This is a genomic window from Aquamicrobium terrae, from assembly GCF_052978165.1.
The window spans coordinates 1,669,045-1,694,349 of record NZ_JBRKLZ010000001.1 but is presented as its reverse complement, the minus strand read 5'-3'; the positions used below and the strand labels follow the sequence as shown (position 1 = coordinate 1,694,349).

The 25,305-nt window shown below is 67.0% G+C and carries 24 protein-coding genes and 1 pseudogene; 18 read left to right on the top strand and 7 right to left on the bottom strand.

The features are described 5' to 3' along the window. Positions 1–5 precede the first annotated feature (5 nt). Together ACVCNR_RS08535 and ACVCNR_RS08530 are read right to left on the bottom strand one after the other, a co-directional pair. Positions 6–785 (bottom strand): ABC transporter ATP-binding protein, encoded by a 780-nt coding sequence (locus ACVCNR_RS08535; RefSeq protein WP_354199564.1) that lies wholly within the window; start codon positions 783–785, stop codon positions 6–8. Between the two features lie 83 nt (positions 786–868). Beyond that, positions 869–1,855 (bottom strand): ABC transporter substrate-binding protein, encoded by a 987-nt coding sequence (locus ACVCNR_RS08530; RefSeq protein ID WP_447074395.1) that lies wholly within the window; start codon positions 1,853–1,855, stop codon positions 869–871. Positions 1,856–2,060: 205 nt separating this feature from the next. Here ACVCNR_RS08530 and ACVCNR_RS08525 point away from each other — a divergent pair, with 205 nt between their 5' ends. The 14 genes and pseudogenes from ACVCNR_RS08525 to ACVCNR_RS08460 all read left to right on the top strand — a co-directional run. Beyond that, complete coding sequence (locus tag ACVCNR_RS08525; RefSeq protein WP_447074393.1) at positions 2,061–2,828, top strand: GntR family transcriptional regulator; 768 nt, start codon at positions 2,061–2,063, stop codon at positions 2,826–2,828. Beyond that, positions 2,825–3,793 carry a pyridoxal-phosphate dependent enzyme gene (locus tag ACVCNR_RS08520; RefSeq protein WP_447074392.1) on the top strand — a complete coding sequence of 323 codons (969 nt, stop codon included), beginning with the start codon at positions 2,825–2,827 and terminating at the stop codon, positions 3,791–3,793. Before ACVCNR_RS08525 ends, ACVCNR_RS08520 begins: the two co-directional genes overlap by 4 nt. Before the next feature lie 134 nt (positions 3,794–3,927). Further along, positions 3,928–4,452 carry a MarR family winged helix-turn-helix transcriptional regulator gene (locus ACVCNR_RS08515; RefSeq protein ID WP_354199568.1) on the top strand — a complete coding sequence of 175 codons (525 nt, stop codon included), beginning with the start codon at positions 3,928–3,930 and terminating at the stop codon, positions 4,450–4,452. A 163-nt stretch (positions 4,453–4,615) separates the two neighbouring features. After that, complete coding sequence (locus tag ACVCNR_RS08510) at positions 4,616–6,940, top strand: bifunctional salicylyl-CoA 5-hydroxylase/oxidoreductase (protein ID WP_447074391.1); 2,325 nt, start codon at positions 4,616–4,618, stop codon at positions 6,938–6,940. Then, positions 6,937–7,713: an SDR family NAD(P)-dependent oxidoreductase gene (locus ACVCNR_RS08505; RefSeq protein WP_447074390.1), complete on the top strand. Its 777-nt coding sequence runs from the start codon at positions 6,937–6,939 to the stop codon at positions 7,711–7,713. Before ACVCNR_RS08510 ends, ACVCNR_RS08505 begins: the two co-directional genes overlap by 4 nt. Before the next feature lie 4 nt (positions 7,714–7,717). Then, positions 7,718–8,560 carry an enoyl-CoA hydratase family protein gene (locus tag ACVCNR_RS08500; RefSeq protein ID WP_354199571.1) on the top strand — a complete coding sequence of 281 codons (843 nt, stop codon included), beginning with the start codon at positions 7,718–7,720 and terminating at the stop codon, positions 8,558–8,560. Positions 8,561–8,563: 3 nt separating this feature from the next. Further along, positions 8,564–9,832, top strand: a complete 1,269-nt coding sequence (locus ACVCNR_RS08495) for an acyl-CoA dehydrogenase family protein (protein ID WP_447074388.1) — start codon at positions 8,564–8,566, stop codon at positions 9,830–9,832. After that, the gene (locus ACVCNR_RS08490; protein WP_447074386.1) at positions 9,829–10,278 is read left to right on the top strand and encodes a RidA family protein; all 450 of its coding nucleotides are present in this window, start codon (positions 9,829–9,831) and stop codon (positions 10,276–10,278) included. Before ACVCNR_RS08495 ends, ACVCNR_RS08490 begins: the two co-directional genes overlap by 4 nt. A 140-nt stretch (positions 10,279–10,418) precedes the next feature. Then, a complete protein-coding gene (gene relB, locus ACVCNR_RS08485) occupies positions 10,419–11,003 on the top strand; it encodes a type II toxin-antitoxin system RelB family anti-toxin (RefSeq protein ID WP_354199574.1) in 585 nt (194 codons plus the stop codon). Between the two features lie 211 nt (positions 11,004–11,214). After that, positions 11,215–12,399 carry an acyl-CoA dehydrogenase gene (locus ACVCNR_RS08480; protein ID WP_447075662.1) on the top strand — a complete coding sequence of 395 codons (1,185 nt, stop codon included), beginning with the start codon at positions 11,215–11,217 and terminating at the stop codon, positions 12,397–12,399. Between the two features lie 166 nt (positions 12,400–12,565). Continuing rightward, the gene (locus tag ACVCNR_RS08475) at positions 12,566–13,564 is read left to right on the top strand and encodes an ABC transporter substrate-binding protein (RefSeq protein WP_354199601.1); all 999 of its coding nucleotides are present in this window, start codon (positions 12,566–12,568) and stop codon (positions 13,562–13,564) included. A 90-nt stretch (positions 13,565–13,654) separates the two neighbouring features. Continuing rightward, on the top strand, positions 13,655–14,722 hold the full coding sequence (locus ACVCNR_RS08470) for an ABC transporter ATP-binding protein (RefSeq protein WP_354199575.1): 1,068 nt from the start codon (positions 13,655–13,657) through the stop codon (positions 14,720–14,722). Continuing rightward, positions 14,719–15,900, top strand: a complete 1,182-nt coding sequence (locus tag ACVCNR_RS08465; protein WP_354199576.1) for an ABC transporter permease — start codon at positions 14,719–14,721, stop codon at positions 15,898–15,900. Before ACVCNR_RS08470 ends, ACVCNR_RS08465 begins: the two co-directional genes overlap by 4 nt. Next, a pseudogene (locus tag ACVCNR_RS08460) lies at positions 15,900–16,667 on the top strand (ABC transporter permease); the annotation flags it as partial. The gene ACVCNR_RS08465 and the pseudogene ACVCNR_RS08460, both read left to right, overlap by 1 nt. Before the next feature lie 49 nt (positions 16,668–16,716). Here the strand turns inward: ACVCNR_RS08460 and ACVCNR_RS08455 are convergent. The 5 genes from ACVCNR_RS08455 to ACVCNR_RS08435 all read right to left on the bottom strand — a co-directional run bounded on the left by ACVCNR_RS08455 (position 16,717) and on the right by ACVCNR_RS08435 (position 22,363). Continuing rightward, complete coding sequence (locus ACVCNR_RS08455; RefSeq protein ID WP_354199578.1) at positions 16,717–17,433, bottom strand: helix-turn-helix transcriptional regulator; 717 nt, start codon at positions 17,431–17,433, stop codon at positions 16,717–16,719. A 143-nt stretch (positions 17,434–17,576) separates the two neighbouring features. Continuing rightward, the gene (locus ACVCNR_RS08450; protein WP_354199579.1) at positions 17,577–18,167 is read right to left on the bottom strand and encodes a DJ-1/PfpI family protein; all 591 of its coding nucleotides are present in this window, start codon (positions 18,165–18,167) and stop codon (positions 17,577–17,579) included. 24 nt (positions 18,168–18,191) lie between these two features. Next, positions 18,192–18,467, bottom strand: coding sequence for a hypothetical protein (locus tag ACVCNR_RS08445; protein ID WP_447074382.1), 276 nt, complete (start codon positions 18,465–18,467; stop codon positions 18,192–18,194). Between the two features lie 107 nt (positions 18,468–18,574). Next, a complete protein-coding gene (locus ACVCNR_RS08440) occupies positions 18,575–20,338 on the bottom strand; it encodes an SLC13 family permease (protein ID WP_354199602.1) in 1,764 nt (587 codons plus the stop codon). 111 nt (positions 20,339–20,449) lie between these two features. After that, entirely contained in the window at positions 20,450–22,363 is a 1,914-nt protein-coding gene (locus tag ACVCNR_RS08435) for a propionyl-CoA synthetase (RefSeq protein WP_447074380.1), read from the bottom strand. 138 nt (positions 22,364–22,501) lie between these two features. On the opposite strand from ACVCNR_RS08435, the gene ACVCNR_RS08430 reads away from it, so the two are divergent. From ACVCNR_RS08430 to ACVCNR_RS08415, 4 genes are all read left to right on the top strand, one after another. Then, positions 22,502–22,663: a hypothetical protein gene (locus ACVCNR_RS08430; protein ID WP_447074379.1), complete on the top strand. Its 162-nt coding sequence runs from the start codon at positions 22,502–22,504 to the stop codon at positions 22,661–22,663. A 237-nt stretch (positions 22,664–22,900) separates the two neighbouring features. Continuing rightward, the gene (rplS, locus tag ACVCNR_RS08425; protein WP_354199583.1) at positions 22,901–23,434 is read left to right on the top strand and encodes a 50S ribosomal protein L19; all 534 of its coding nucleotides are present in this window, start codon (positions 22,901–22,903) and stop codon (positions 23,432–23,434) included. 124 nt (positions 23,435–23,558) lie between these two features. Further along, complete coding sequence (locus ACVCNR_RS08420; protein WP_447075661.1) at positions 23,559–24,356, top strand: transporter substrate-binding domain-containing protein; 798 nt, start codon at positions 23,559–23,561, stop codon at positions 24,354–24,356. A 106-nt stretch (positions 24,357–24,462) separates the two neighbouring features. Then, positions 24,463–25,278, top strand: a complete 816-nt coding sequence (locus ACVCNR_RS08415) for an amino acid ABC transporter permease (protein WP_447074377.1) — start codon at positions 24,463–24,465, stop codon at positions 25,276–25,278. Positions 25,279–25,305: the final 27 nt, after the last annotated feature.

Below are 25,305 nucleotides of genomic sequence, written 5' to 3'. Positions count from 1 at the left end.
TTTGGTCAGCTCGCCAGCAGCATGCGGTCGGTCTTGACGGAGAAATGGCCGATCAGGTCCACCACCGTGACGTTCTTCTTTTCCTCGCCGGCGATCTCCAGCTTCACCTTGCCGGCATCCAGCATGATGATGCGGTCGCCGAAATCGACGGCGTGCTGCATGTTGTGGGTCACCATCAGCGTGGTCAGCTTGAGGGAGGAGACGGTGCGGATCGTCGCCTGCATGACGATGTCGGCGGTGCGCGGGTCGAGCGCCGCCGTATGCTCGTCGAGCAGCAGCACGTCGGGCCGGTCGCTGACGGCCATGATCAGCGACAGGGACTGGCGCTGGCCGCCCGAAAGCAGTTCCACCTTGGTGTCGAGGCGGTTTTCGAGGCCGAGGCCGAGCACCGACAGGCGCTCGCGATATTCGGCGAGCCGGGCGGCGTTGAGGCCGGGGCGCAGCGTGCGGCGCCTGGCGCGCAGCTCGGCCAGCAGCATGTTCTCGGCCACGGTCATTGAGGCGGCGGTGCCGCGCATCGGGTCCTGGAACACGCGCGCCAGGCGGGCGGCGCGCTTGTGCACCGGCATGGCGGTAACGTCGTTGCCGTTGATGAGGACCTTGCCGGAATCGAGCACTAGCGAGCCCGAAATGGCGTTGAGCATCGAGCTTTTGCCGGCACCGTTCGAGCCGATGACGACCCCGAATTCGCCGGTGGCGAGCGTCAGGTTGAGATTGTCGAGCGCGACCTTCTCGTCGGGCTGTCCCCGGTAGAAGACCTTGCGCGCGGACCGGACTTCCAGCATCCGCTACTCCTGCGCGTTCTTGGAAGGCTTAAGAAAAAGGCGGCGCCTCCAGAGCGCCGCCATTTCCGGCGAAATTCTGCCCGTCAGTCGACGAAGCACTCGCAATTGTCGAGCGCGGCGGGGATTTCCAGACCGAACTCCTTGGCCGACTTCTTCGAGATCACCATGACATGGTCTTCGTAAGCCGGCTTGGACGGCGCGATGGACTTGGGGTCCTCGCCCTTGAGGATGCGCACGGCGATCTTGCCGGCGTTCTCGCCCACCTTGTTGTAGTTGACGGCGAAGCTTGCCGGCACCACGCCGTCGCGAACGGCGCCGTCGTCGGCGTTGACGATCGGGATGCCGGCCTGGCGGGCGGCGGCGGCAACGGCGGCGACCGCCGGCTGCAGCAGGTTGGAGGTGGGGACATAGATCACGTCGGCCTTGCCGGCGAAGGAGGCAACGCGCTGCTGGATCTCGTTGACGTTGTCGACACCGACGGCGACGATCTCGAAGCCGGCGTCCTTGGCCAGTTCGCGGGCGCTCTCGACCAGCGCGACGTCATTGGCCTCGCCCGGGTTGTAGGGGATGCCGAAGCGGGTGGCGTCGGGCATCAGCTCCTTGGCGAACTTCATCACCGCGGCGAGATCCTGAAGGTCGGAGGAGCCGGTGATGCCGTCCCCGCCTTCCTCCCAGGAGGGCGTCAGCTTGGCCGCGACCGGATCGGTGACGGCGGTGAAGACGATCGGAATGCCGGAGCCGGCGAGCGCCTTCTGGGCGATCTGGGAAACCGGGGTGGTGACGGTGTAGATCAGCTTCGGCTGTTCGGCCTGCAGCTTGGCGATCATCTGCGGCACCAGCGAGGCGTCGAAATTGGTGTGGCTTTCGGTGTAGACGACGTCCTTGCCTTCTTCATAGCCGGCCTCGGTAAGGGCCTTCTTGAAGCCTTCGATGGCGATGTTGAGCTGCGAATGCTCGCCGAAATTGGCGATGCCGATGCGGACCGGGTCCGCCGCCGCCGTCATGACACCAGCCAGCATGGCGCCGGCGACAACAATTCCGGACAGCCAGCCGGATTTCGACATGTTCATTGTAACCTCCCGAGACACAACCATCGGCGCTTTAATTCGCCTTGAGCGCGATCATACCGGCTTCGGAGGGCTTGTCAAACGCATATATATAGATCAGGCTGTTGCCCTTAATCATATATAATTTGGCTCTTTGGCCATTTCATATATAGTTTGCCGACGGGCGACCGGGGCGTGGCAGCGGCCAGCTACAGGTGCGGATGGCAGGATGCAGGAAGAAACCCACCCGAGCAAGACGGAGGCGGCCTACCGCCTGTTGCGGCGCGATATCCTCGCGACCCGCCTGAAGCCGGGCGCGCCCCTCAAGCTCGGCGCCTTGCGCGATGCCTATGGCGTCGGCTGGACGCCGTTGCGCGAGGCGCTGTCCAGGCTCGAGGCCGAGAAGCTGGTGACGGCCATTTCCAATCGCGGTTTTGCCGTGGCCCCGGTCTCCAAGGAAGAGCTGGAGGATCTGGCGCGGGCGCGCATGGTGGTCGAGCTGCCGCTGTTGCTGGAATCGATCGCCAATGGCGATGCCGAATGGGAGGCGGCGGTGGTCACCAGCCATTACCGCCTGTCGCGCTGCAAGATCGCGCCCGATGACCCGTCCGAGACTGCTGTCGACGAATGGGACGAGAAGCATACGGCGTTCCATGACGCCCTGCTGAGCGCCGCCTGCTCGAGCTGGCTGCTGCGCTTCCATTCGACGATTTCCGACCAGTTGCGCCGCCATCACCGCTTCCTCGGCCTGGCGCCCACGCTGCGTGCCGCCCAAGGCCGGCAGGAGGGCTACGAGAAGGCGGTGGCGGCGCTGCGCGAGGCGATGGGGATCGGGCATCACACGGCGCTGATGGAGGCCGCCCTCGACCGCGACATCGAAAGGGCGCGCAAGCTGATGGAAGAGCATATCGGCTATACGCTGCATGCCTATGTTCACGGCGAAACCGTGGATGCCCATGCCCTGCGCAGGACCAGAAGAGGGCTTGCAGCCGAATGAGCGATCCGCGGCGTCCGGCTTTGGCTGCGATCGAGGCGGCCAGAGAGCGGCTTGGCGCTTATATGCAGGCGACGCCGCTGGTGCCGCTGGGCCTCGAGCTGCCGGGCCGGCGCATCTTCCTGAAGCTGGAGACGCTTTCGCCGATCGGTGCCTTCAAGCTGCGGCCGGCGCTCAACGCGCTGCTGTCACGCGAGCGCGCGTGCTTGTCCGGCGGAATTGCGACGGTCAGCTCCGGCAACATGGCCTACGGCATGGCCTTCGCCGCCCACGCGCTCGGCGTGAAAATGGCGGCCTACATGTATGCCGGCGCGCCGCAGGCCAAGATCGACGGAGTGCGCGGCCTGGGCGGCGAGGTGCGTTTTGTCGGCATGGACGATTGGTGGCGCTACATCACCGGGGACGACCGCCCGCAGCTTGCCGAACTGTTCATCAACCCGGTCACCGATCAGGCGGTTCTCAACGGCAACGGCACCATCGGGCTGGAGATCGTCGAAGCCTTGCCGCATGTCGATGTGGTGTTCACGCCCTATGGCGGTGGGTCGATGACGACGGGCGTTGCCAGCGCCGTCAAAGCGCTGAAGCCGGCCGCGAAGGTCATTGCCGTCGAGGACGAGAGTGCCGCTCCGGTCGCGGCCGCACTGGCTGCCGGCCACATCGTCGACATCGAAACGAAGCCGTCCTTCATCAAGAGCATCGGCGGCCCTTCGCTCGTGCCGCAGCTTTGGCCCGTGGCCCGCGACCTGATCGATGGCGCGCAAAGTGTCAGCCTGGCGCAGGTGACGGACGCCATGCGCCTTTTGTTCTCGAAAACCAAGGTGGTGGCGGAAGGGGCGGGCGCTGCCTCGGTGGCGGCGGCACTTTGCAGCCCCCATGCGAAAGGTAATGTCGTGTGCGTGGTTTCGGGCGGCAATATCGACGCGGACGCCTATGGAACCGTGCTTGCCGGCAGCATTCCCCGGCCCTGATATGGCATCGACGCGTGATGGCTTGTCCCTCCCGGTCAATCGGCTCTACAAGGAGCCGGTGAATCTGGGAGCCCTTGAATCGGGGAGCCCCTGAAACTGGGAGCCTTGAATCCGGGAGGCTGACGACGCTCGACATGGACGACAGGAAGGACGGCGACAGCCAGGACGAATGGCTGGACGGGGAGACCAAAGTGCTGGAGGCGCCCGGCGACCACGGCGCCGAAATCCGGCTGTGGCTCAGGCTGCTCACCTGCACGACGCTGGCCGAGGCCGAGATCCGCCGGCGGCTGCGTGAGGAATTCGACTTCACCCTGCCGCGCTTCGACCTGATGGCGCAGCTCGAACGGGCCGAGAACGGCATGGTGCTGGGCGAGGTCTCCAAGCGCATGATGGTGTCGGCCGGCAACCTGACGGCGCTGGTCGAACGGCTGGCCGAGGTGGGCTATGTCAGCCGCACCGTCTCGCCGAAGGACCGCCGCGTGCAGATCATCGCCCTGACCGATGAAGGCCGCGCCGCCTTCCGCATCATGGCCGACCGCCATGGCGAGTGGATCGGCGACCTGTTCAAGGACCTGACCCGGCAGGACGAGACGGCGCTGATGGAGGCGCTCGGCCGGCTCAAGGGCTCGATCCGCTCCGCCCTTGCGGGCACGCAATAGCCGCATCCGCATCGGACCCAGGCCGCGCATGCCGTGCGCCGAAGCGGGAATTTTTGCGTCCCGCCAGAAAACTTTAAGCTTGAAGTTTTTTTCGGAATGCTCTTTCCTGTCAGGGTGACCGGTGCCGCGGGCGCTGCGCCGGGCCGATGACGGGAGGTGAAGCATGCGCATTGTCTGCATCGGAGGCGGACCGGCCGGTCTCTATTTCGCCCTGCTGATGAAGAAGCAGCATCCGCAGCACCACGTCACCGTGGTCGAGCGCAACCGGCCCTTCGACACCTTCGGCTGGGGCGTGGTGTTCTCGGACGCCACCATGGAATCGATGCGCCAGTGGGACCCGCAGACCGCTGCCACCATCGAGGACGCCTTCAACCACTGGGACGACATCGAGCTGGTGTTCAAGGGCCGCAAGATCCGCACCACCGGGCACGGCTTCGTCGGCATCGGCCGCAAGAAGATGCTCAACATCCTGCAGGAACGCTGCCTAGAGCTCGGCGTCGAACTGGTGTTCGAGCGCGACGTGCAGGGCGACGAGGAGTTCGCCGACGCCGACCTGATCATCGCCTCGGACGGCGTCAATTCGCGCATCCGCGCCAAATATGCCGATGTGTTCAAGCCGGACATGCAGATGCGGCCGAACCGCTATATCTGGCTCGGCACCGACAAGCGCTTCGACGCCTTCACCTTCGACTTCCGCCGTACCGAGCATGGCTGGTTCCAGGCCCATATCTACAAGTTCGACGACAACACCTCGACCTTCATCGTCGAGACCACCGAGGACGTGTTCAACGCCCACGGCATTGGCGAGATGGACCAGGACCAGTCGATCGCCTTTTGCGAGGAGCTGTTCGCCGAGACGCTGGACGGCGGCCGGCTGATCAGCAATGCCCGCCATCTGCGCGGCTCGGCCTGGCTGAACTTCGGCCGGCTGATCTGTGAGAAATGGAGCCATTTCAACGGCGACAGCCATGTCGTGCTGATGGGCGACAGCGCTCATACCGCGCATTTCGCCATCGGATCGGGCACCAAGCTGGCGATCGACGACGCCATCGAACTGACCCGCCAGTTCGACAGGTTCGGCCATGACGCGGCGAAGATCCCGGCCGTGCTGGAAGCCTATGAGGAGGTGCGCCGGGTCGATGTCGCGCGCATCCAGAATGCGGCGCGCAATGCCATGGAATGGTTCGAGGTCGTGGGGCATCGCTATGCCGACCGGCTTGAGCCGGAGCAGTTCATGTACTCCATGCTGACCCGCTCGCAGCGCATCAGCCATGAGAATTTGCGCCTGCGCGACAAGGACTGGCTCGAAGGCTACGAGCGCTGGTTCGCCACGCGCGCCGGTGCCCTGCCGGGGCCCAACGGCAGCGTGCCGCCGCCCATGTTCACACCTTACAAGGTGCGCGGGCTGACGCTTCATAACCGCATCGTCGTGTCGCCCATGGCTATGTATTCCGCCAAGGACGGCATCGCCGACGATTTCCACCTCGTTCATCTGGGCGCGCGCGCCATGGGCGGGGCAGCCCTCGTTTTCCCCGAGATGACCTGCGTGTCGCCGGATGCGCGCATCACGCCCGGCTGCCTCGGCCTGTGGAACGACGCGCAGGCGCAGGCGCTGAAGCGCATCGTCGATTTCGTGCATGGCCAGACGCCGGCGAAGATCGGCATCCAGCTCGGTCATGCCGGCCGCAAGGGCGCCACCAAGGTCGCCTGGGAAGGCATGGACGAGCCGCTGGAAGAAGGCGGCTGGCCGCTGTTTTCGGCGTCCGCCATCCCCTACCTGTCGCATTCGCAGGTGCCGGGCGCCATGACCCGGGCGGACATGGATCGCGTCGTGGCCGATTTCGTGGCGGCGACGCAGCGGGCCGCCGCCATCGGCTTCGACATTCTCGAACTGCACGCCGCGCACGGCTACCTGCTGTCCTCCTTCCTGTCGCCGCTGACCAACACGCGCGACGACGACTATGGCGGCAGCCATGAGAACCGCGCCCGCTTCCCGCTGGAGGTGTTCCGCGCCGTCCGGGCCGTGTGGCCGCAGGACAGGCCGATGTCGGTGCGCCTGTCGACCACCGACTGGCACGAGGGCGGCAACACGCCGGAGGATGCGGCGATTTTCGCCGAAATGTTCAAGGAAGCGGGCGCCGACCTGGTCGACTGCTCCAGCGGCCAGGTGGTGACCGATGACAGCCCGGTCTATGGGCGGCTGTGGCAGACCCCGATGTCGGACAAGATCCGCAACGAGGTCGATGTGGCGACCATCGCCGTCGGCGCGATCTCGGAAGCCGACCACGCCAATTCCGTCATCGCCGCCGGCCGCGCCGATTTGTGCGCCATCGCCCGCCCGCATCTGGCCGACCCGTCCTTCGTGTTGCACGAGGCGGCCAGGATCGGTTTTTCCGGCGTCGAGTGGCCGAAGCAATATCTGTCGGCGCGTACGCAATATGAAAACAATCTGGCCCGCGCGGCCGCCGAAGCGGCGGGCAAGAAATGAGCGCCCGACACGCCTTCGTCACCGGGGCCGGGACCGGCATCGGCCGCGCCAGCGCGCTGGCGCTGGCCGGCAGGGGTTTTGCCGTGTCGCTGGCCGGGCGGCGGGCCGGGCCGCTGCGCGAGGCAGCGGGTGAGATCGAGGCCGGCGGCGGTCGCGCGCTCGTCGTGGACGGCTTCGACGTGACCGACGAGAAGGCCGTCGCCGCCGGCACGGCGAAGGCGGTCGAGGCGCTGGGCGAGGTGGCGGTGCTGGTCAACTGCGCCGGCGAAGCGCCGTCCGCGCCGTTCGAGAAGACCGATCCGGCGCTGTGGAACCATGTCGTCGCGGTCAACCTCACCGGCACCTATCTGGTCACGCGGGCGCTGCTGCCCTCGCTGCGCAAGGTCCGCAACGCGCGCATCGTCAACATCGCCAGCACCGCCGGCATGACCGGCTATCCTTACGTCTCCGCCTATTGCGCGGCCAAGCACGGAGTCGTGGGGTTGACGCGGGCGCTGGCGCTGGAACTGGCGCGCACCGGCATCACCGTCAACGCCGTGTGCCCTGGTTTCACCGACACGCCGCTGCTCGACGCGGCCGTCGAGACGATCAGGGGCAAGACCGGCCGCAGCGGCGACGAGGCGCGCGCGACGCTGGCGCGGGCCAATCCGCAGGGCCGGCTGGTCGCGCCGCAGGAAGTGGCCGACGCCGTGCTGTGGCTGGCCGGCGAAGGCGCAAGCGCAATCACCGGGCAGGCCATCGCGGTCGCCGGCGGCGAAGTGATGGGAGGCTGAACCGATGACCAATGCCATGCAGGCCAAGCTCAAGCCGTTCAGGGACTATCGGCCGAAGCATTTCCGCTTCGAGACGGACGAGGATGGCCGGGTGGCCACCATCACGCTGAACCGGCCGGAGAAGAAGAACCCGCTCACCTTCGAAAGCTATGAGGAACTGGGCGACCTGTTCCGGGCGCTGGCGCGCGCCAGCGACGTGCGCTGCGTGGTGCTGGCGGGGGCGGACAACAATTTCTCCTCGGGCGGCGACGTGTTCGACATCATCGAGCCGCTGACCGGCATGAAGATGCCGGACCTCCTGGCCTTCACCCGCATGACCGGCGATCTGGTGCGCCAGATCCGCGCCTGCCCGCAGCCGGTGATCGCCGCCGTGGACGGCATCTGCGCCGGCGCCGGCGCGATCCTCGCCATGGCGTCGGACTATCGTCTCGCCACGCCGGAAGCGAAGACCGCCTTCCTGTTCACCCGCGTCGGGCTGGCCGGCGCGGACATGGGCGCCTGCGGCATTCTCCCGCGCATCATCGGGCAGGGCAGGGCGGCGGAGCTTCTGTTCACCGGGCGGGTGATGACGGCGCAGGAAGGCCACGACTGGGGATTCTACAACGAGATCGCCGCGCGCGACGGCCTGTTGAAGCAGGCGCAGGCCTTCGCTCGCCGGCTGGCCGACGGCCCGTGGTTCGCCCATTCCATGACCAAGAAGATGCTCGACCAGGAATGGTCGATGGGCATCGAGGAAATGCTGGAATCGGAAGCGCAGGCGCAGGCGATCTGCATGGCTACCGGTGATTTCCGTCGCGCCTTCGAGGCCTTCGCCGCCAAGGCCAAGCCGGATTTCAAGGGGAACTGAACCATGGCCGCGCATCCCCCAAGCCCGGCACCAAGCCCGGCCGCAAGCCCGGCCCCAAGCCCGGCCGCAAGCCCGGCCGCAAGCCCGGCCAAAGCGCCGCCGCGCGACCATCTCGACTGGCCGTTCTATGATGACGGGCATCGGGCTCTGGCGGCCGAGATCGACGCCTTCATCGCCGAAGGCGGCCTTGGCGCGATCGACCATCACGATGCCGACGCCGCCTGCAAGGCGCTGGTCAAGCGGCTCGGCGCTGCCGGCTTCCTGCGCCATTGCGTGCCGCTGGCCTATGGCGGCATGTCGCCCGACATCGACAGCCGCTCGCTGTGCATCTTGCGCGAGACGCTCGGCCATGAGGACGGTCTGGCCGATTTCGCCTTCGCCATGCAGGGGCTGGGCACCGGCGCGATCAGCCTTTCGGGCGGCGAGGAACTGAAACAGCAGATCCTGCCAAAAGTGGCGAAGGGCGAATTGATCTCCGCCTTTGCGCTGACCGAGCCGGATGCCGGATCGGACGTCGCGGCGATGAGTTGTGCTGCCCGCCGTGACGGCGACGCCTATGTGCTCGACGGCGAGAAGATCTTCATCTCCAACGGCGGCATCGCCGACGTCTACACCGTCTTTGCCCGCACCGGCGAGGCGCCCGGCACACGCGGCATTTCGGCTTTCGTCGTGTTCGCCGACACGCCGGGCTTCGTGATCGCCGAGCGCATCGAGACCATCGCCCCGCATCCGCTCGCCCGCATCCGCTTCGAGAGCTGCCGCATTCCGGCGAGCCAGCTTCTCGGCGCACCCGGCGAGGGCTTCAAGATCGCCATGCGCACGCTCGACATTTTCCGCCCCTCGGTGGCGGCGGCCGCGCTCGGCTTCGCCCGCCGGGCACTGGCCGAGGCGCTCGCCCATGCCGGCGCGCGCAGCATGTTCGGGGCGACGCTGGCCGACCTGCCGACGGCGCAGTCGACGCTGGGCGAGATGGCGACTTCCATCGATGCGGCGGCGCTACTGGTGGCGCGCACCGCCTGGCGGCGCGACGTGCAGAAGCTGCCGGCCACGAAGGAAGCCGCCATGGCCAAGCTGACGGCGACCGAGAACGCGCAATGGGTGATCGATCAGGCCGTGCAGATGTTCGGCGGTCGCGGCGTTCAGGTCGGCAACATCGCCGAGCGCCTTTATCGCGAGATCAGGGCGCTCAGGATCTATGAAGGCGCCACCGAGGTGCAGAAGCTGATCATCGGCCGCGAGCTGGTGAAAATGTCGAGACAGGAGTCGTCATGAGCGTGACCAAGCCCCAGGAACAGGCGCCGCCCGCAACCTCGCCCCTCACGCCCCATCGCATCTTGCAGCCCGAAGGCTGGGCCAAGCCGATCGGCTATTCCAACGGCATCGAGGCGCGCGGCCGCACCATCTTCGTCGGCGGCCAGATCGGCTGGAACGGGCAGTACAGGTTCGAGGCGCACGACCTTCCCGGCCAGATCCGCCAGACCCTGGAGAACGTGCTTGCCATCCTGCGCGAGAGCGGTGCGGGGCCTGAGCACATCACCACCATGACCTGGTACGTGACCGACCGGAAGGCCTATTCGGCCTCGCTGAAGGAGATCGGCGCGGCGTGGAAGGCCACCATGGGCCGCAACTTCCCGGCCATGGCCGTGGTCGAGGTCTCGGGCCTGATCGAGGACGAGGCGCTGGTGGAGATACAGGCCACCGCCGTGGTGCCGGACTGAGCCGGAACGGATGATGCGCCCGGCCCGCGCGGCCTGCCCCCGCGCGCGGCATGTCGAAATGACGTCATCACCTCTTTCCCTTCCCTCTGGTGTTCTATATTTTGACCAAAATGGAAGAAGCGACCGGGCTCGGGAGAGGGATGACAGACGATTTCGACATCGGCGCGCGCCTCAAGGCGCTGCGCACCGCCGCCGGCCTGTCGCAGCGCGAGCTGGCGGGGCGCGCCGGCGTGCCGCATGCGCAGATCTCGATCATCGAGAAGAACAAGTCGAGCCCGTCCATCGCCACGCTGCGCAAGATCCTCGGCGGGCTGGATGTGTCGATGTCGGATTTCTTCGAGGACGACCAGCGCAAGCCATACGGCCCGTTCTTCGGCGCCGACGACCTCAAGGACCTCACCTCGCGGGTGACGGCGCGTGCCATAGACCAGGGCAATGGCAGGCTTACGCTGCGGCAGATCGGCGACGCCAGGGCCTACAACCTGCAGATCCTGCACGAAATCTACGAGCCGGGCGCCGACACCGGCGAGGCCATGCTCCAGCATTTCTCGACGGAGGGCGGCTATGTGGTGGAAGGCGAGCTGGAACTGACCGTGGGCGAGGAGGTGCGCGTGCTCAAGGCCGGCGAATCCTACCTGTTCGACAGCCGCCTGCCGCACCGCTTCCGCAACGCATCCGATGCCGTCACCATCGTCATCTCGGCCTGCACGCCCCCCTACCTTTGACCAATGCCGCTCAATATAATGAGCGCGATGTTGCGCAGAATTTTGAACGATGCTAAGAGCCGTCACAGGGGTAAGATGACGGATGTCGCGGCAGTTATCTTGACGCAGGGGCGCGGGCTTCCTCAGTCAGTGATTTCCGAAACCAAGACCCGCAAGGCAGGCTGAGGAGGCGACCGCATTGACCGCTGAACACGGCAAGACATCTTCGAAAATGGCATCCTTCGTGTGGGACGATCCGTTCCTTCTCGAGGATCAGCTCAGCGAGGACGAGCGCATGGTGCGCGACGCGGCGGCGGCCTTCGCGGCCGACAAGCTCGCCCCGCGCATCGAGGACGCCTACATGGAGGAGAAGACCGACCCGGCGATCTTCCGCGAGATGGGCGAGGCCGGCCTGCTGGGCGTCACCGTGCCGGAGGAATATGGCGGGCTCGGCGCCAACTACGTCACCTACGGCCTGATCGCGCGCGAGGTCGAGCGCATCGACTCGGGCTACCGCTCGATGATGAGCGTGCAGTCGTCGCTGGTCATGTATCCGATCGACGCCTATGGCTCGGAGGAGCAGCGCAGGAAGTACCTGCCGAAGCTGGCCTCGGGCGAATGGATCGGCTGTTTCGGCCTGACCGAGCCGGATGCCGGCTCCGATCCGGGCGGCATGAAGACGCGGGCCGAGAAGATCGACGGCGGCTATCGCCTTTCCGGCTCCAAGATGTGGATCTCCAACTCCCCGATCGCCGACGTGTTCGTGGTCTGGGCCAAGCTGAAGGGTGAGGACGGCAAGGACGCGATCCGCGGCTTCGTGCTGGAAAAGGGCATGAAGGGGCTGTCGGCGCCGAAGATCGGCGGCAAGCTTTCGCTGCGCGCCTCGATCACCGGCGAGATCGTCATGGACGGCGTCGAGGTCGGCGAGGAGGCGCTGCTGCCCAACGTGTCCGGCCTGAAGGGCCCGTTCGGCTGCCTCAACCGGGCGCGCTACGGCATTTCCTGGGGCGTGATGGGCGCGGCCGAGGACTGCTGGCACCGGGCGCGGCAATACGGCCTCGACCGGAAGCAGTTCGGCAAGCCGCTGGCCGGCATGCAACTCTACCAGAAGAAGCTCGCCGACATGCAGACCGAGATCGCGCTGGGCCTGCAGGGCAGCCTGCGCGTCGGGCGGCTGATGGACGAGGGCAAGATGGCCCCGGAGATGATCTCCATCGTCAAGCGCAACAATTGCGGCAAGGCGCTCGACATCGCCCGCCTCGCTCGCGACATGCATGGCGGCAACGGCATCCAGATCGGCTACCATGTGATGCGCCATGCGCAGAACCTGGAGACGGTGAACACCTATGAAGGCGCGCATGACGTGCACGCCCTCATCCTCGGGCGGGCGCAGACCGGCCTGCAGGCATTCTTCTAGGAAAGACGGCCGGGCAGCTGCCCGGCCCTTTGCATTCGATGCGAATTGCTTGACAGTTTCGGGAGACGGTTTTTCGATCGGCAATCAGGGAAACGTGACCGCATAGGGAGGAAACATGCGTAAGCGAATTGGCATTCTGGCAATCGGCGGCCTGCTGGCCGCGGCGATGGGCGCGGCCGCGCCCGCGCAGGCGCGCGACCTCACGATCGTGTCGTGGGGCGGCAACTATCAGGACGGGCAGCGCGAAATCTATTTCAAGCCCTATGCCGAGAAGACCGGCAAGCCGGTGCTCGACGAAACCTGGGACGGCGGCTACGGCGTGCTGCAGGCCAAGGCGAAGGCCGGCAACCCGAACTGGGACGTGGTGCAGGTCGAGGTCGAGGAACTGGCGCTGGGCTGCGCCGACGGCATCTACGAGAAGATCGACTGGGCCAAGCTCGGCGGCGAGGACAAGTTCATCCCCTCGGCGGTGAACGAATGCGGCGCCGGGGCCATCGTGTGGTCGACGGCGATCGCCTATGACACAGAGAAGCTGGCCGACGGCCCGCAGTCCTGGGCGGATTTCTGGGACGTGCAGAAATTCCCCGGCAAGCGCTCGCTGCGCAAGGGGCCGAAATACACCCTCGAATTCGCGCTGATGGCGGACGGCGTGCCGCCGGCCGAGGTCTATGACGTGCTGGCGACCGACGAGGGCGTCGACCGCGCCTTCAAGAAGCTGGACGAGCTGAAGCCGAACATCGTGTGGTGGGAATCGGGCGCGCAGCCGCTGCAGTTCCTGGCCTCCGGCGAAGTGGCCATGGCCTCGGCCTATAACGGCCGCATCACCGGCATCAACCGCACCGAGAACCGCAAGTTCAAGGTGGTTTGGCCGGGCTCGATCTATGCCGTCGACAGCTGGGCGATCCTCAAGGACGCCGAGAACAAGGAGGCCGGCATGGACTTCATCGCCTTCGCCAGCCAGCCGGAGAACCAGGCCAAGCTGCCCCAGTATGTGGCCTACGGCCTGCCGGTGAAGGCGGCGGCGGAAATGGTTCCGGCCGAATACAAGGCCGACCTGCCGACCGAGCCTGAAAACATGAAGGATGCGCTGGCGATCGACGTCGATTTCTGGATCGACAACGCCGAAGCCCTGACCCAGCGCTTCAACGCCTGGCTGGCCCAGTAAGGCCGGCTTTCACAACGGCACGGGGCCGGCAAGGTCCCGTGTCCCGTCCCTTATCGCAGAGGGCTGCTCCCCGGGGAGCGGCGGTCGTCCTTGAGCCAGTCGAACATCAGATTTGAGAAGGTCAGCAAGTCCTACGGCACGCTGCGCGTCGTCGACGATCTCGACCTGACCATCGATCAGGGCGAGTTCCTCAGCCTGCTCGGCCCTTCCGGCTCGGGCAAGACGACCATCCTGATGATGCTGGCCGGTTTCGAGGCGCCGAGCGGCGGCACGATCTCGCTCGGCAGCCGGCGCATCGACCAGTTGCCCCCGCACAAGCGCAACATGGGCGTCGTGTTCCAGAACTATGCGCTCTTTCCCCATATGAGCGTGGCTGCGAACGTCGCCTTCCCGCTGGAAATGCGCGGCACGCCGCGCTCGGAGATCGACAGCAAGGTGGCGCGCGCGCTCGACATGGTGCAGCTCGGCACCATGAAGGACCGCCGTCCTTCTCAGCTTTCCGGCGGCCAGCAGCAGCGTGTGGCGCTGGCGCGGGCGCTGGTGTTCGAGCCCTCGGTGGTGCTGATGGACGAGCCGCTCGGCGCGCTCGACAAGCAGTTGCGCGAGCAGATGCAGCTTGACATCCGCGCGCTGCACAAGCGGCTGGGGCTCACCATCGTGTTCGTGACCCACGACCAGTCCGAGGCTCTGACCATGTCGGACCGCATCGCGGTGTTCAACCGCGGCAAGATCGAGCAGATCGGCACGCCCCGCGAAATCTACGACCAGCCGCGCTCGCGCTTCGTCGCCCAGTTCATCGGTGAGACCAATCTGGTCGAAGGCACGCTGGCCGAGGCCGGCGACACGGGCGCGACGGTGAAGCTGGAGGGCGGCGGAACGATCCGCGTCCAGCCTTCGGATATGGCGATGGATGCAGGCAGGATTCTCGTTTCGGTGCGCCCGGAGCGTATCCGTCTCGGGCCGGATGCGGCTTCGGAGAACAGCTATCCGGCCACCGTCACCGATGCCGTCTATCATGGCGACCATCTGCGCATCCAGCTCGACAACGGCGCCTTCGGTTTCGTGGCCAAGGCCGATCGCAGGACGGCGGAATTCAACCCCGGCGACAAGGTGGTGGTGTCCTTCGCACCGTCAGACTGCTGGATGCTGCCGACATGAGCGATACCTCGGCCAAGGGACGCCTCGGGGCATTGGCGCTGGTCGCGCCGCTGGTTCTGTTTCTCGCCATCTTCTTCGCCTGGCCGCTGGTCTCCATGCTCAAGGAGGCGGTGTCCGATCCGGTCGGCTCGCGCGCCTTCCCGCTCACCGCCGCCGTCGCCGGCGACTGGGACCGGCAGTCCGACCCGCCCCAGGAACTGCAGCAGGCCTTCATCGACGACCTGCGCGCCATCGACGACCAGCAATTGCTGGGCGATGCGGTGCGCCGCCTCAACAGCGCGCAGAACGGGTTCCGCACGCTGATGGGCCGCACCATGCGCGCCGTCGAGGAGCAGCCGCAAGGGCCGATCGACCTGGTCGAGGTCGACAAGCGGTGGGCCGATGCGCGGTTCTGGCGCGCGGTGGCCGATTCCACCAATCCCTATACCGACCGTTACCTGCTGGCGGCACTGGACTATGAGCGCGACGCCAGCGGCAGGATCGAGGCGCTGCCGGCGGAAGCCTCGGCCAACACGGCGATCCTGCTGCGCACGCTCGGTATCGGGGCGGTGGTGACGATCGCCTGCGCGCTGATCGGCCTGCCCTATGCGATGCTCGCCGTGTCCGTGGAGGGCTGGAAGCGCCAGCTCCTGCTCGGCGCGGTGCTGCTGCCGCTGTGGACCTCGCTTTTGGTGCGCACCGCGGCGTGGTTCATCCTGCTTCAGGAGCAGGGCCTGATCAACGACACGCTGATGTCGCTCGGCCTCATCAGCCGGCCGCTGCCGCTGATCTTCAACCGGCTCGGCGTGGTCATCGCCATGACCCATGTGCTTCTGCCCTTCATGGTGCTGCCGATCTATTCGGTGCTCCTGTCGATCCCGCGCAATTTGATGCCGGCGGCCGCCTCGCTCGGCGCGCCGCCGTGGCGGGCGTTCCTGCGGGTGCTGTTGCCGCTGTCGTTGCGCGGCGTGGTGTCGGGTTCGCTGCTCGTGTTCATGACCGCTATCGGCTACTACATCACCCCGGCGCTGATCGGCGGGGCGCAGGACCAGATGATCTCGTCGGTCATCGCCTTCTACGCCATCGGCTCGGCCAACTGGGGCATGGCGGGCGCGCTGGGCGCCATCCTGCTGGTCGCCACGCTGGCGCTCTATGCCGTCTACGGGCGGCTCTCCGCCGACCGCGCGGGGGGCCGCTGATGCGCGCGGCGAACCTCGTCAAGCTGCTGTTCGGCGTGCTCGCGGTGGTGTTCCTGGTGGCGCCGCTGGTCGCCATCCTGCCGCTCGCCTTCACCTCCAGCGTGTTCCTCACCTATCCCATCCCCGGCTATTCGATGCGCTGGTTCAACGAGCTGGCCAACGCCAATGTCTGGCGCATGTCGATCATCAACAGCCTCATCATCGGCACCGGCACGACGCTGCTGGCCGGCACGCTCGGCACGCTGGCGGCGCTCGGGCTGCGCAATGCCGGGCTGATCCTGCCCGGCCTGTTCCGCACCGCCTTCCTTCTGCCCATGGTGGTGCCGGCAGTGGTGCTGGGCGTGGGCATGCAGGTGTTCTTCGTGCATCTGGGCCTCGCCAATTCCTATGCCGGCGTCATCGCCGCCCACTCGGTGGTGGCTGTGCCCTTCGTCGTCGTCTCGGTCACGGCCTCGCTCGCCGGCATCGACCGGCGCGTGGAGCGGGCGGCGGCCAGCCTGGGTGCCGCGCCGTTCACCGTGTTCCGCCGCGTGACCCTGCCGCTGGCACTGCCCGGCATCCTGTCGGGCGCGGTGTTCGCCTTCGCCACCTCGCTCGACGAGGTGGTGCTGACGCTGTTTGTCGCCGGCCCAAACCAGCGCACGCTGGCGCGGCAGATGTTCTCCTCGATCCGCGAGAACATCAGCCCGGCGATCGCCGCGGCCGCGTTCCTGTTCATCATCGGCACGCTGCTGATCGCGGCGGTGGCGCTGCTGGTGCGGCGGCGCACCGAGCGGTTGAAGCAAGCAGGTGGTGGAGGTTTAAAAACGCGCCTCGCTACAGGCCGCTGGCGGTGGGGCCGGTGCCGTAGGTTTCGCGGTGCTCCACGGCGCGGTAGAAGTCGGCCAGCCGCTTGCCGGGCTCGGGCCGGAAGCTACGCTCGGCCTTGACCAGCGAGGTGATGCGGTCGATGCGGAAGGCGCGAAAGTCGTCGCGCATCTCGCACCAGGCGATCAGCGTCCACACCTTGCCCCAGAACCACAGGCCGAGCGGGCGGATGTCGCGCACCGTGGTGCGGCCGGCTTCGTCGCCATAGTGGAGGGTCAGCACCTGCCGCTTCTCCACGGCGCGCTCGATGATGTCGAGCGCCTCGCGGGCGCTGTCGCTCACCACCCAGAGCGGCGTGTGGATCTCGGTGCGGGAGATGCGGTCGCGCTCGGCCTGCGGCAGCACCGCGCCGATCTTGACCAGCGCCTCGTCCGCCGCACGCGCCATGGCGGCCCCGCCGAAGGCGCGCACCATGCGGGCGCCGGCGACCAGCGCCACGATCTCGTCACGCGTGAACATCAGCGGCGGAAGGTCGAAGCCTTCGCGCATCAGGTAGCCGACCCCCGCCTCGCCGTCGATCGGCACGCCGGTCGATTGCAGGTCGGCAATGTCGCGGTAGATGGTGCGCTCGGATACTTCCAGCCATGTCGCCAGCTTGTGGGCGGTGACCAGACGGCCGCCGCGCAAATGCTGCACGATCTGGAAAAGCCTGTCGGCCCTGCGCATGTGTCGCTCCCTCGGCGTTCGTGCCCCCGGCCGCCCCTGTCACCTGCTGACAATCTGCCCTCGCGCGGCCCTTGCCAAGCTTCTTTTGGCCAGGCGCCTTGTCACGGACGCCTTTTTGGCATGGCGCTGCTGACAGCATGGTGTCAGGAGATGTCGGCATGTTCGCGGCCGAACAGGGCGCGCATTTCGCCGATCTCGCCGCGCCTTTCGGGAAACAGGGCGGCCAGGAATTCGACGGCGAAGGTGCCGGGCGCCGAACCCGGTGCCGAAACGACCCGGCCGTCGGCCACCGCACGGGGCACGTCGCGATAGTTGGCGGCGCCGGCATAGCCAGGCAGATGGCGGGCAATCCAGCCGCGGCCGTTGCTGGTGTGGGCCGCGCTCTCGAACAGGCCGGCGCGGGCCAGCGCCAGCGTGCCGCCGCAGATGCCGCCGACCACGCCGCCGCGCGCGGCCACGGCTGTGAGCAGGGGGGCGACGTCGGGCGCATCGGCGCTCGCCCAGCCGTCGGAGCCGATCACGGCGATGGCATCGAGGTCTTCGTTCTCGCCCGCTGCCGCCGGCCGCTCGGGCGTCAGGCGGAAGCCGGCGATGGAGGTCACCGGCTCGCCGTCGGGCGTGAGGGAGACGGCCCGGGCGCCGAACCATTCGACGGCGGAGGCGGCCAGAAGGCCATATTCCCAGTCGGCGAAATGGGGAATGAAAAGAACGCCAAGCTTCTTGCGGTCAGGCATGATGCGGTCTCGCGGTCTATTTGCTCATGCCGGGCATTGTGGCGGGATCGAGGGCGCTATCCAAGCCTTACGATGCGGCCGCAGGGGCTGGGCCCCGACAGCGGCCTGCCTAGCCGCCGCCGGCGCATCGCCGTGCACGAGCTGGCCGTTTTCGTCGATATGCAGTTCCGGCCAGCCGATATCATCCCGGACTTCGGGGGGAAGGGCATTCAGCAGGCGGATGGTGCGTATCTCGCTGCGCCGGGTTCGTGCCAGTCGCACATAGTGCGCAAATGCGGAAAAAATGCCGGGGCTGGTCATGGCCGCTCTCCTTGCAAAAATGATGAAAGGCATCATCGCACAGGCCTGCTGACAGCCTTCTGTCAGCAACGGTCAGGGGGCCCGGAGAGAGGCCGGAAACCGTCCCGCTACAGCGGCCAGACCAGCATCAGCATGGGGACCGCGACAATGATGACCAGGAACGACAGCGGCAGGCCAAGGCGCGGATAATCGGAGAAGCGGTAGCCGCCGGGGCCCATGACCAGCGTGTTGCACTGGTGGCCGATGGGGGTGAGGAAATCGCAGCCGGCGCCGATGGCCACCGCCATCAGGAAGGCTTCCGGCCGGTAGCCGAGATTGGTGGCGAAGCCGGCGGCGATGGGCGCCATGACCAGCACGGTGGCGGCGTTGTTGAGGAAGGGCGTCACCATCATGGCCGCGACCAGGATCAGCGCCAGCGCGCCGTAGCCGGGCAGCATCTGGCCGAGATCGGCCAGCAGCGCGGCGAGCACGTCGGTGGCGCCGGTGGTGCGCAGCGAATCGCTGACCGGGATGAGCGCGGCGAGCATGACCAGGATCGGCCCGTCGACCGCGTCATAGGTTTCGCGCAGCGGGACGGCGCGAAACAGCACCATGGCCACCGCCGCCGCGAAGAAGGCGAGGGCGACCGGCAGCAGGCCGAGCGCGGTGGCGCCCATGGCCGCCACCAGGATCGACACCGGCACCAGCCCGCGCCGCACGCTGCCCAGAAGCACCTGCCGCTCGGCCAGCGGCAAAAGGCCGAAGTCGCGCAGGAATTGCGGCAGGGTCTGGCTGTCGCCGCGCAGCATGAGGATGTCGCCGAAATTGAGGGTGATGCTGCCGAGCCGCTGGTCGAGCCGCGCGCCCTTGCGCGAGACGGCGAGCAGGTTCACATTGAAACGGTCGTAGAGCATCAGGTGCTGGGCCGACCAGCCGATGAGGCTGGAATTCTGGGTGACCACGGCTTCGACGGCGATCGCTTCGGGATTGTAGGTCTTGTCGCGGCCGGCGCCGACATGCAGCTTGGCCTGCGCCACCAGGCGGTCGAGCGCTTCCTGCCCGCCTTCGATCAGCACGATGTCGTCCTCGTGCAGGATGGCGTCCGGCAGGGGCGCGATGCGCAGGCCCCCTTCGCGCAATATGGCGGTGATGGCGGCCTCGCCCGAGGAGATTTTCAGCAGGGCCGAGAGCGGCTTGTCGACGACGGTGGAATCGGCGGTGATGCGCGCCTCGGCCGAATAGTTCTCGATGTCGAGCGCGGCGTGGAGGTCGTTGTCGCCGCGCTCGCGGGCCGGCACCAGGAAATAGAACAGGGTGAGGAACACACAGCCCGCGGCGGTCAGCGCCAGGCCGACCGGGGTGAAGTCGAACATGGTGAAGGACGTGCCCGTCAGTTCCTCGCGCAGGCGCGAGACGACGACGTTGGGCGAGGTGCCGATCTGCGTCATCAGGCCGCCGAGCAGGGAAGCGAAGGCCATCGGCATCAGGAACAGCGAGGGCGAGGCGCCGGAGCGGCGGGCGAACTGGAAGGCGATCGGGATCATGATCGCCAGCGCCCCGATGTTCTTCACGAAGGCGGACAGGATGGCGACCGTCACCACCAGCAGCGCAAGCTGGGCGCGCACCGAATTGACGCCCGGCGCGTAGCGTTGCAGCGCATATTCCATGATGCCGCTGCGCGCCACGCCGGCGCTGACCAGCAGCGCGCTGCCGACGATGATGACGATGTCATCGCTGAAGCCGGAGAAGGCCTTGTCGAACGGCACCACGCCGACGGCCACGGCGGTGAGCAGCGACAGCGCTGCGACAAGGTCGTAGCGCAGGCGTCCCCATACGAAGGCGGCCATCATCAGGGCGATGACGGCGAAGGACAGGGTCTGGGGCAGTGTCAGCATGAATTTTCCCGAGCGGCACAGAAAAACGCCGCAGGGCGGCGTCGGGTTGCCGGCGAAAGGAAGATTATGCTGCCGCCCCCATGTCAAGCGGCATCGTTTTTCAGTGGCCTATTCCGCGCGCCCGATCCCGCGCGCCTTCAGCACCGCGTCGATCTCGTCCAGCACGGCGGGATCGTCGATGGTGGCCGGCATCTTCCAGTCCTGCCGGTCGGCTATCTTCTGCATGGTGGCGCGCAGCACCTTGCCGGAGCGGGTCTTGGGCAGGCGCTTGATGGTCAGCACCGTCTTGAAGGCGGCGACCGGGCCGATCTTCTCGCGCACCAGCGTCACCACCTCCTGCTCGATGGCGGCGGTGTCGCGGGCAACGCCCGCATTGAGCACCACGAAGCCGAGCGGCGCCTGCCCCTTCAGCGCATCGGCGACGCCAATGACGGCGCATTCGGCGACGTCGGGATGGGCGGCCAGTACCTCCTCCATGGCGCCGGTGGAGAGGCGGTGGCCGGCGACATTGATGATGTCGTCGGTGCGGGCCATGACGAACAGGTAGCCGTCCTCGTCGAGGATGCCGGCGTCGGCCGTCTTGTAGTAGCCGGGAAATTCGGCGAGGTAGGACTGGCGGAAGCGCTCGTCGGCCTCCCACAGGGTCGGCAGGCAGCCGGGCGGCAGAGGCAGCTTCAGCGCCACATTGCCGAGCGTGCCGGTCGGCACTTCGTGGCCGGCATCGTCCAGCACGCGGATGTCGTAGCCGGGCATGGCGACGCCCGGGGAGCCGTGCCTGACCGGCAGCAGGCCGAGGCCGACCGGATTGTGGGTGATCGGGGCGCCGGTCTCGGTCTGCCACCAGTGGTCGATGACCGGCACGCCAAGCCGCTGCTCGGCCCATTTGATGGTCTCGGGGTCGGCGCGCTCGCCGGCCAGGAACAGGGTGCGGAAGGCGGAGAGGTCGTATCTGCCGATGAACTCGCCCTTGGGGTCCTGGCCCTTGATGGCGCGGAAGGCGGTGGGCGCGGTGAACAGGGCGACGACGCCATGGTCGGCGATGACGCGCCAGTAGGTGCCGGCGTCGGGCGTGCCGATCGGCTTGCCCTCGAACATCACCGTGGTGCAGCCATGCAGAAGCGGCGCATAGACGATGTAGGAATGGCCGACGACCCAGCCGACGTCGGACGCCGCCCAGAACACCTCGCCCGGCTTGACGCCGAACTCGTTGTCCATGGTCCATTTCAGCATGACCATGTGCCCGCCATTGTCGCGCACCACGCCCTTGGGCTGGCCGGTGGTGCCGGAGGTGTAGAGCACATAGAGCGGATCGGTGGCGGCGACGGGCACGCAAGGCACCTCGGTGCCGGCGTCCTTCTCCCGCGCCACGGCCTCGGCGTAGTCTATGTCGCGGCCGGGGACGAGGTCGCAGGCAAGCTGCTCGCGCTGGAAGATGACGCAATGCTGCGGAGGATGGGCGCACAGCTCGATCGCCTCGTCGAGCAGCGGCTTGTAGGCGACGACGCGGTTCGGCTCCAGACCGCAGGAGGCGGAGACGACCAGCCTGGGCCGGGCGTCGTCGATGCGGGTGGCCAGTTCGCGCGCGGCGAAACCGCCGAAGACGACCGAATGGATGGCGCCGAGGCGGGCGCAGGCGAGCATGGCGACGGCCGCCTGCGGGATCATCGGCATGTAGACGATGACCCGGTCGCCCTTGGTCACGCCATGCCTGGCCAGCACCGCCGCAAGGGCGACGACCTCGCGGTGCAGCTCGGCATAGGTGAAGCTCTGCTTTGCGCCGGTGATGGCGCTGTCGTGGATCAGCGCGATCTGGTCGGCGCGGCCCCCGGCGACGTGCCGGTCGAGCGCGTTGTGGCAAGTGTTGCAGGTCGCGCCGGAAAACCATCTGCCGTAGACGCCGGCTTCCGCGTCGAACACCTTGTCCCAGGGGGTAAACCAGTCGATGGCGTTCGCGGCCTCGGCCCAGAATGCTTCAGGGTCCCGCTTCCATTCGGCGTAGACCTCATGATAACGCGATGCCATGCTCCTGGTCCCTCCCAATTCTCCTCGGCAGGTTTGTAGCCCTTGAGAGAGGGGGCGTCCATCTGACTAAGGGCCAATGGACGGCCTGCCGCAGGGATGGGCCTTTGACAGGAACGGAAGGGGCTGATCAAACGGGCCATGACCAAGATCCTCGCGCTCCTGATCCTCGCCATGATGGTGTTCCATCTCATCAAGCCGCTCGGTTTGCCGGGGCTGAGGCGGCGCGCCGACTTCTGGAAGCTGGCGGTGCTGGCGCTCGGGCTGATGGCGCTGGCCGTGGCGGCCGGTCACGGGCGCTGAGGACAGGGTGGGGGAAAGATAAGGTCGCGACCCCCGTGACAAAGCCTGCGGAATGGTGTATCGCCCCGGCCTGATCGGAGGAATGGGTCTTCCGGTCTGCGTCACCCGTCAATGAAAGACGGTGTAGCCGCCCCTGCCGAAGGTCTTCAAGGCTGACGGCATAGCCCAGCGGTGAAGGACTGCTGCGGCGAGAGCAGGGCGCTCTGGCTGTCGGAAGAACAAGAAGTGGATCTGAAGATGGATATCATCCGTCAGCTCGAGGCCGAGCAGGCCGCCAAGATCGAAGAAAAGCGCAAGCTGCCCGAGTTCCAGCCCGGCGACACCGTGCGCGTCAACGTGCGCATCACCGAAGGCAGCCGCACCCGCGTGCAGGCCTATGAGGGCGTCGTCATTGCCCGTTCGGGTTCGGGCCTGAACGAGAATTTCACCGTCCGCAAGATTTCCTACGGCGAGGGCGTGGAGCGCGTGTTCCCGGTCTACTCGCCGATGGTCGAGGGCGTCGACGTCGTGCGCCGCGGCAAGGTGCGCCGCGCCAAGCTCTATTACCTGCGTGACCGCCGCGGCAAGTCGGCGCGCATCTCGGAGAACACCGGCGTCCGCGCCCGCAAGCTGAACGAGGCCGAGCGCGAGGCGCTGAACGCCGAGAAGGCCCGCATCGAGGCCGAGAAGATCGCCGCCGCCGAGGCGCTGGCCGCCGAAAAGGCGGCGCAGGAAGCCGCCGAGAAGGCCGCTGCCGAGAAGGCTGCCGCCGAGGCCGCTTCGGCCGAGTAAGCAGCTTTTTGGCAAGAAATACCGGAAAGGCGGCTTCGGCCGCCTTTTTCGTTGGTTGCAAGGTGCGTCGCGCTGGATAAACTCCCCGCCTGAACGGGAGAGGAGCGTCATCGTGAAGCATCGCATGTCGAAGACGGGGCTTGTTCTGGCCGGCCTGGTGGCCGTGCTGATGATGCCGTTCGCAGCCGTGGCGCAGGGGCTGCCCGATCTCGCCGGCCGCAAGGTGGTGGTGGTGACGGAGAACGCCTATCCGCCGCTGCAGTTCATCGATCCCAAGAGCGGCGAGCAGAAGGGCTGGGAATATGACGCGATGGACGAGATCGCCAAGCGGCTCAATTTCGAGGTCGATTACCGCAACGCGTCGTGGGACGTGATGATCCAGGCAGTGGCGGACGGCCAGTACGACATCGGCATGGATGGCATCACCATCAATGACGAGCGCAAGGCCAAGGTCGATTTCTCCGACCCCTATATGCGCTCCGAGCAGTTCATGCTGGTGCGTTCCGACGAGAGCCGCTTCACCGACGCCAAGAGCTTCGCCGCCTTCACCGACGGGCTGATCGGCGCCCAGCCGGGCACGACGCCCTTCTACACCACGGTCTACAGCGTGCTGGACGGCAATGAGCAGAACCCGCGCATCAAGCTGTTCGAGACGTTCGGCGCCACCATCCTGGCGCTGATATCCGGCGACATCGACGCCGTGCTCACCGACGGCACCGCCGGCGAGGGCTATGTCGAATCCTCCGGCGGCGGCCTCAAGATGATCGGCGGGCCGCTCGGTTCCGAGGATTTCGGCTTCATCCTCGCCAAGGGCTCCGACCTGATCGCGCCGGTCAATGCGGCCATCGCCGACATGAAGGCGGACGGCACCCTGGAGAAGCTGACCGTCAAGTGGTTCCGCGACTACAAGATGGGCGAGTGAGCGGCGGCGCGGCAATGGCGGTGGCGTCGCGTTCGCGGCCGCCGCTCTGGCCGGGAAGGCGGGAAGGGGTGTAGGAAGCCTTTCCCGCATCAGCCCGAGCGTCTTCATGAAATCTCCCAAACGCGTCAGGAAAGCCGATTTCCCGTGGTGGCTGGTGGCGGCCTGCGCGCTGGCGCTGGCTGCCGGGCTGTCGATCGCGGTCAGCGACCTCTACGTGCAGGTCTTCGTCACCGTCTCGAAGGGCATCGGCATCACCGTCCTCGTCACGCTGGTGGCCTTCGTGCTGGCCTCGGCGGCGGGGCTCGGCATCGCGCTGATGGCGCTGTCGTCGTTGGTGTGGCTGCGGCAGGCGGCGCGGTTCTATGTCGAGATCATCCGCGGCGTGCCGATGCTGGTGCTGCTGTTCTGGGTCGCCTTCGTCGGCGCGCCGGCGCTGGTGGCGGCATGGAACGCCGTGACGCTGCCGTTGCAGGGGGCCGGCCTCGCCGAGCCGCTGATGGTGCGCGACGTGTCGCTGCTGTGGCGGGCGATCCTGGCGCTGGCCATCGGCTATTCGGCCTTCATCGCGGAAGTGTTCCGGGCCGGCATCCAGTCGGTCGATGTCGGGCAGGTCGAGGCGGCCAAGGCGCTGGGGCTGACGCGCATCCAGCGCTTCCGGCTGATCGTGCTGCCGCAGGCGATCCGCACCATATTGCCGCCGCTCGGCAACGATTTCATCGCCATGGTCAAGGACAGTTCTCTGGTCTCGGTTCTGGGTGTCGCCGACATCACCCAGATGGGCAAGATCTACGCCTCCGGCTCGTTCCGCTTCTTCGAGACCTACTCCATCGTCGCCTATATCTACCTGATCCTGACCGTCGGCCTGTCGATGGCGCTGCGGGCGCTGGAACAGCGCCTGCGGCGCGGCCAGGCCAGGGGCTGAGCCTGCGTCGCCTTCCGGTTGCGCAGG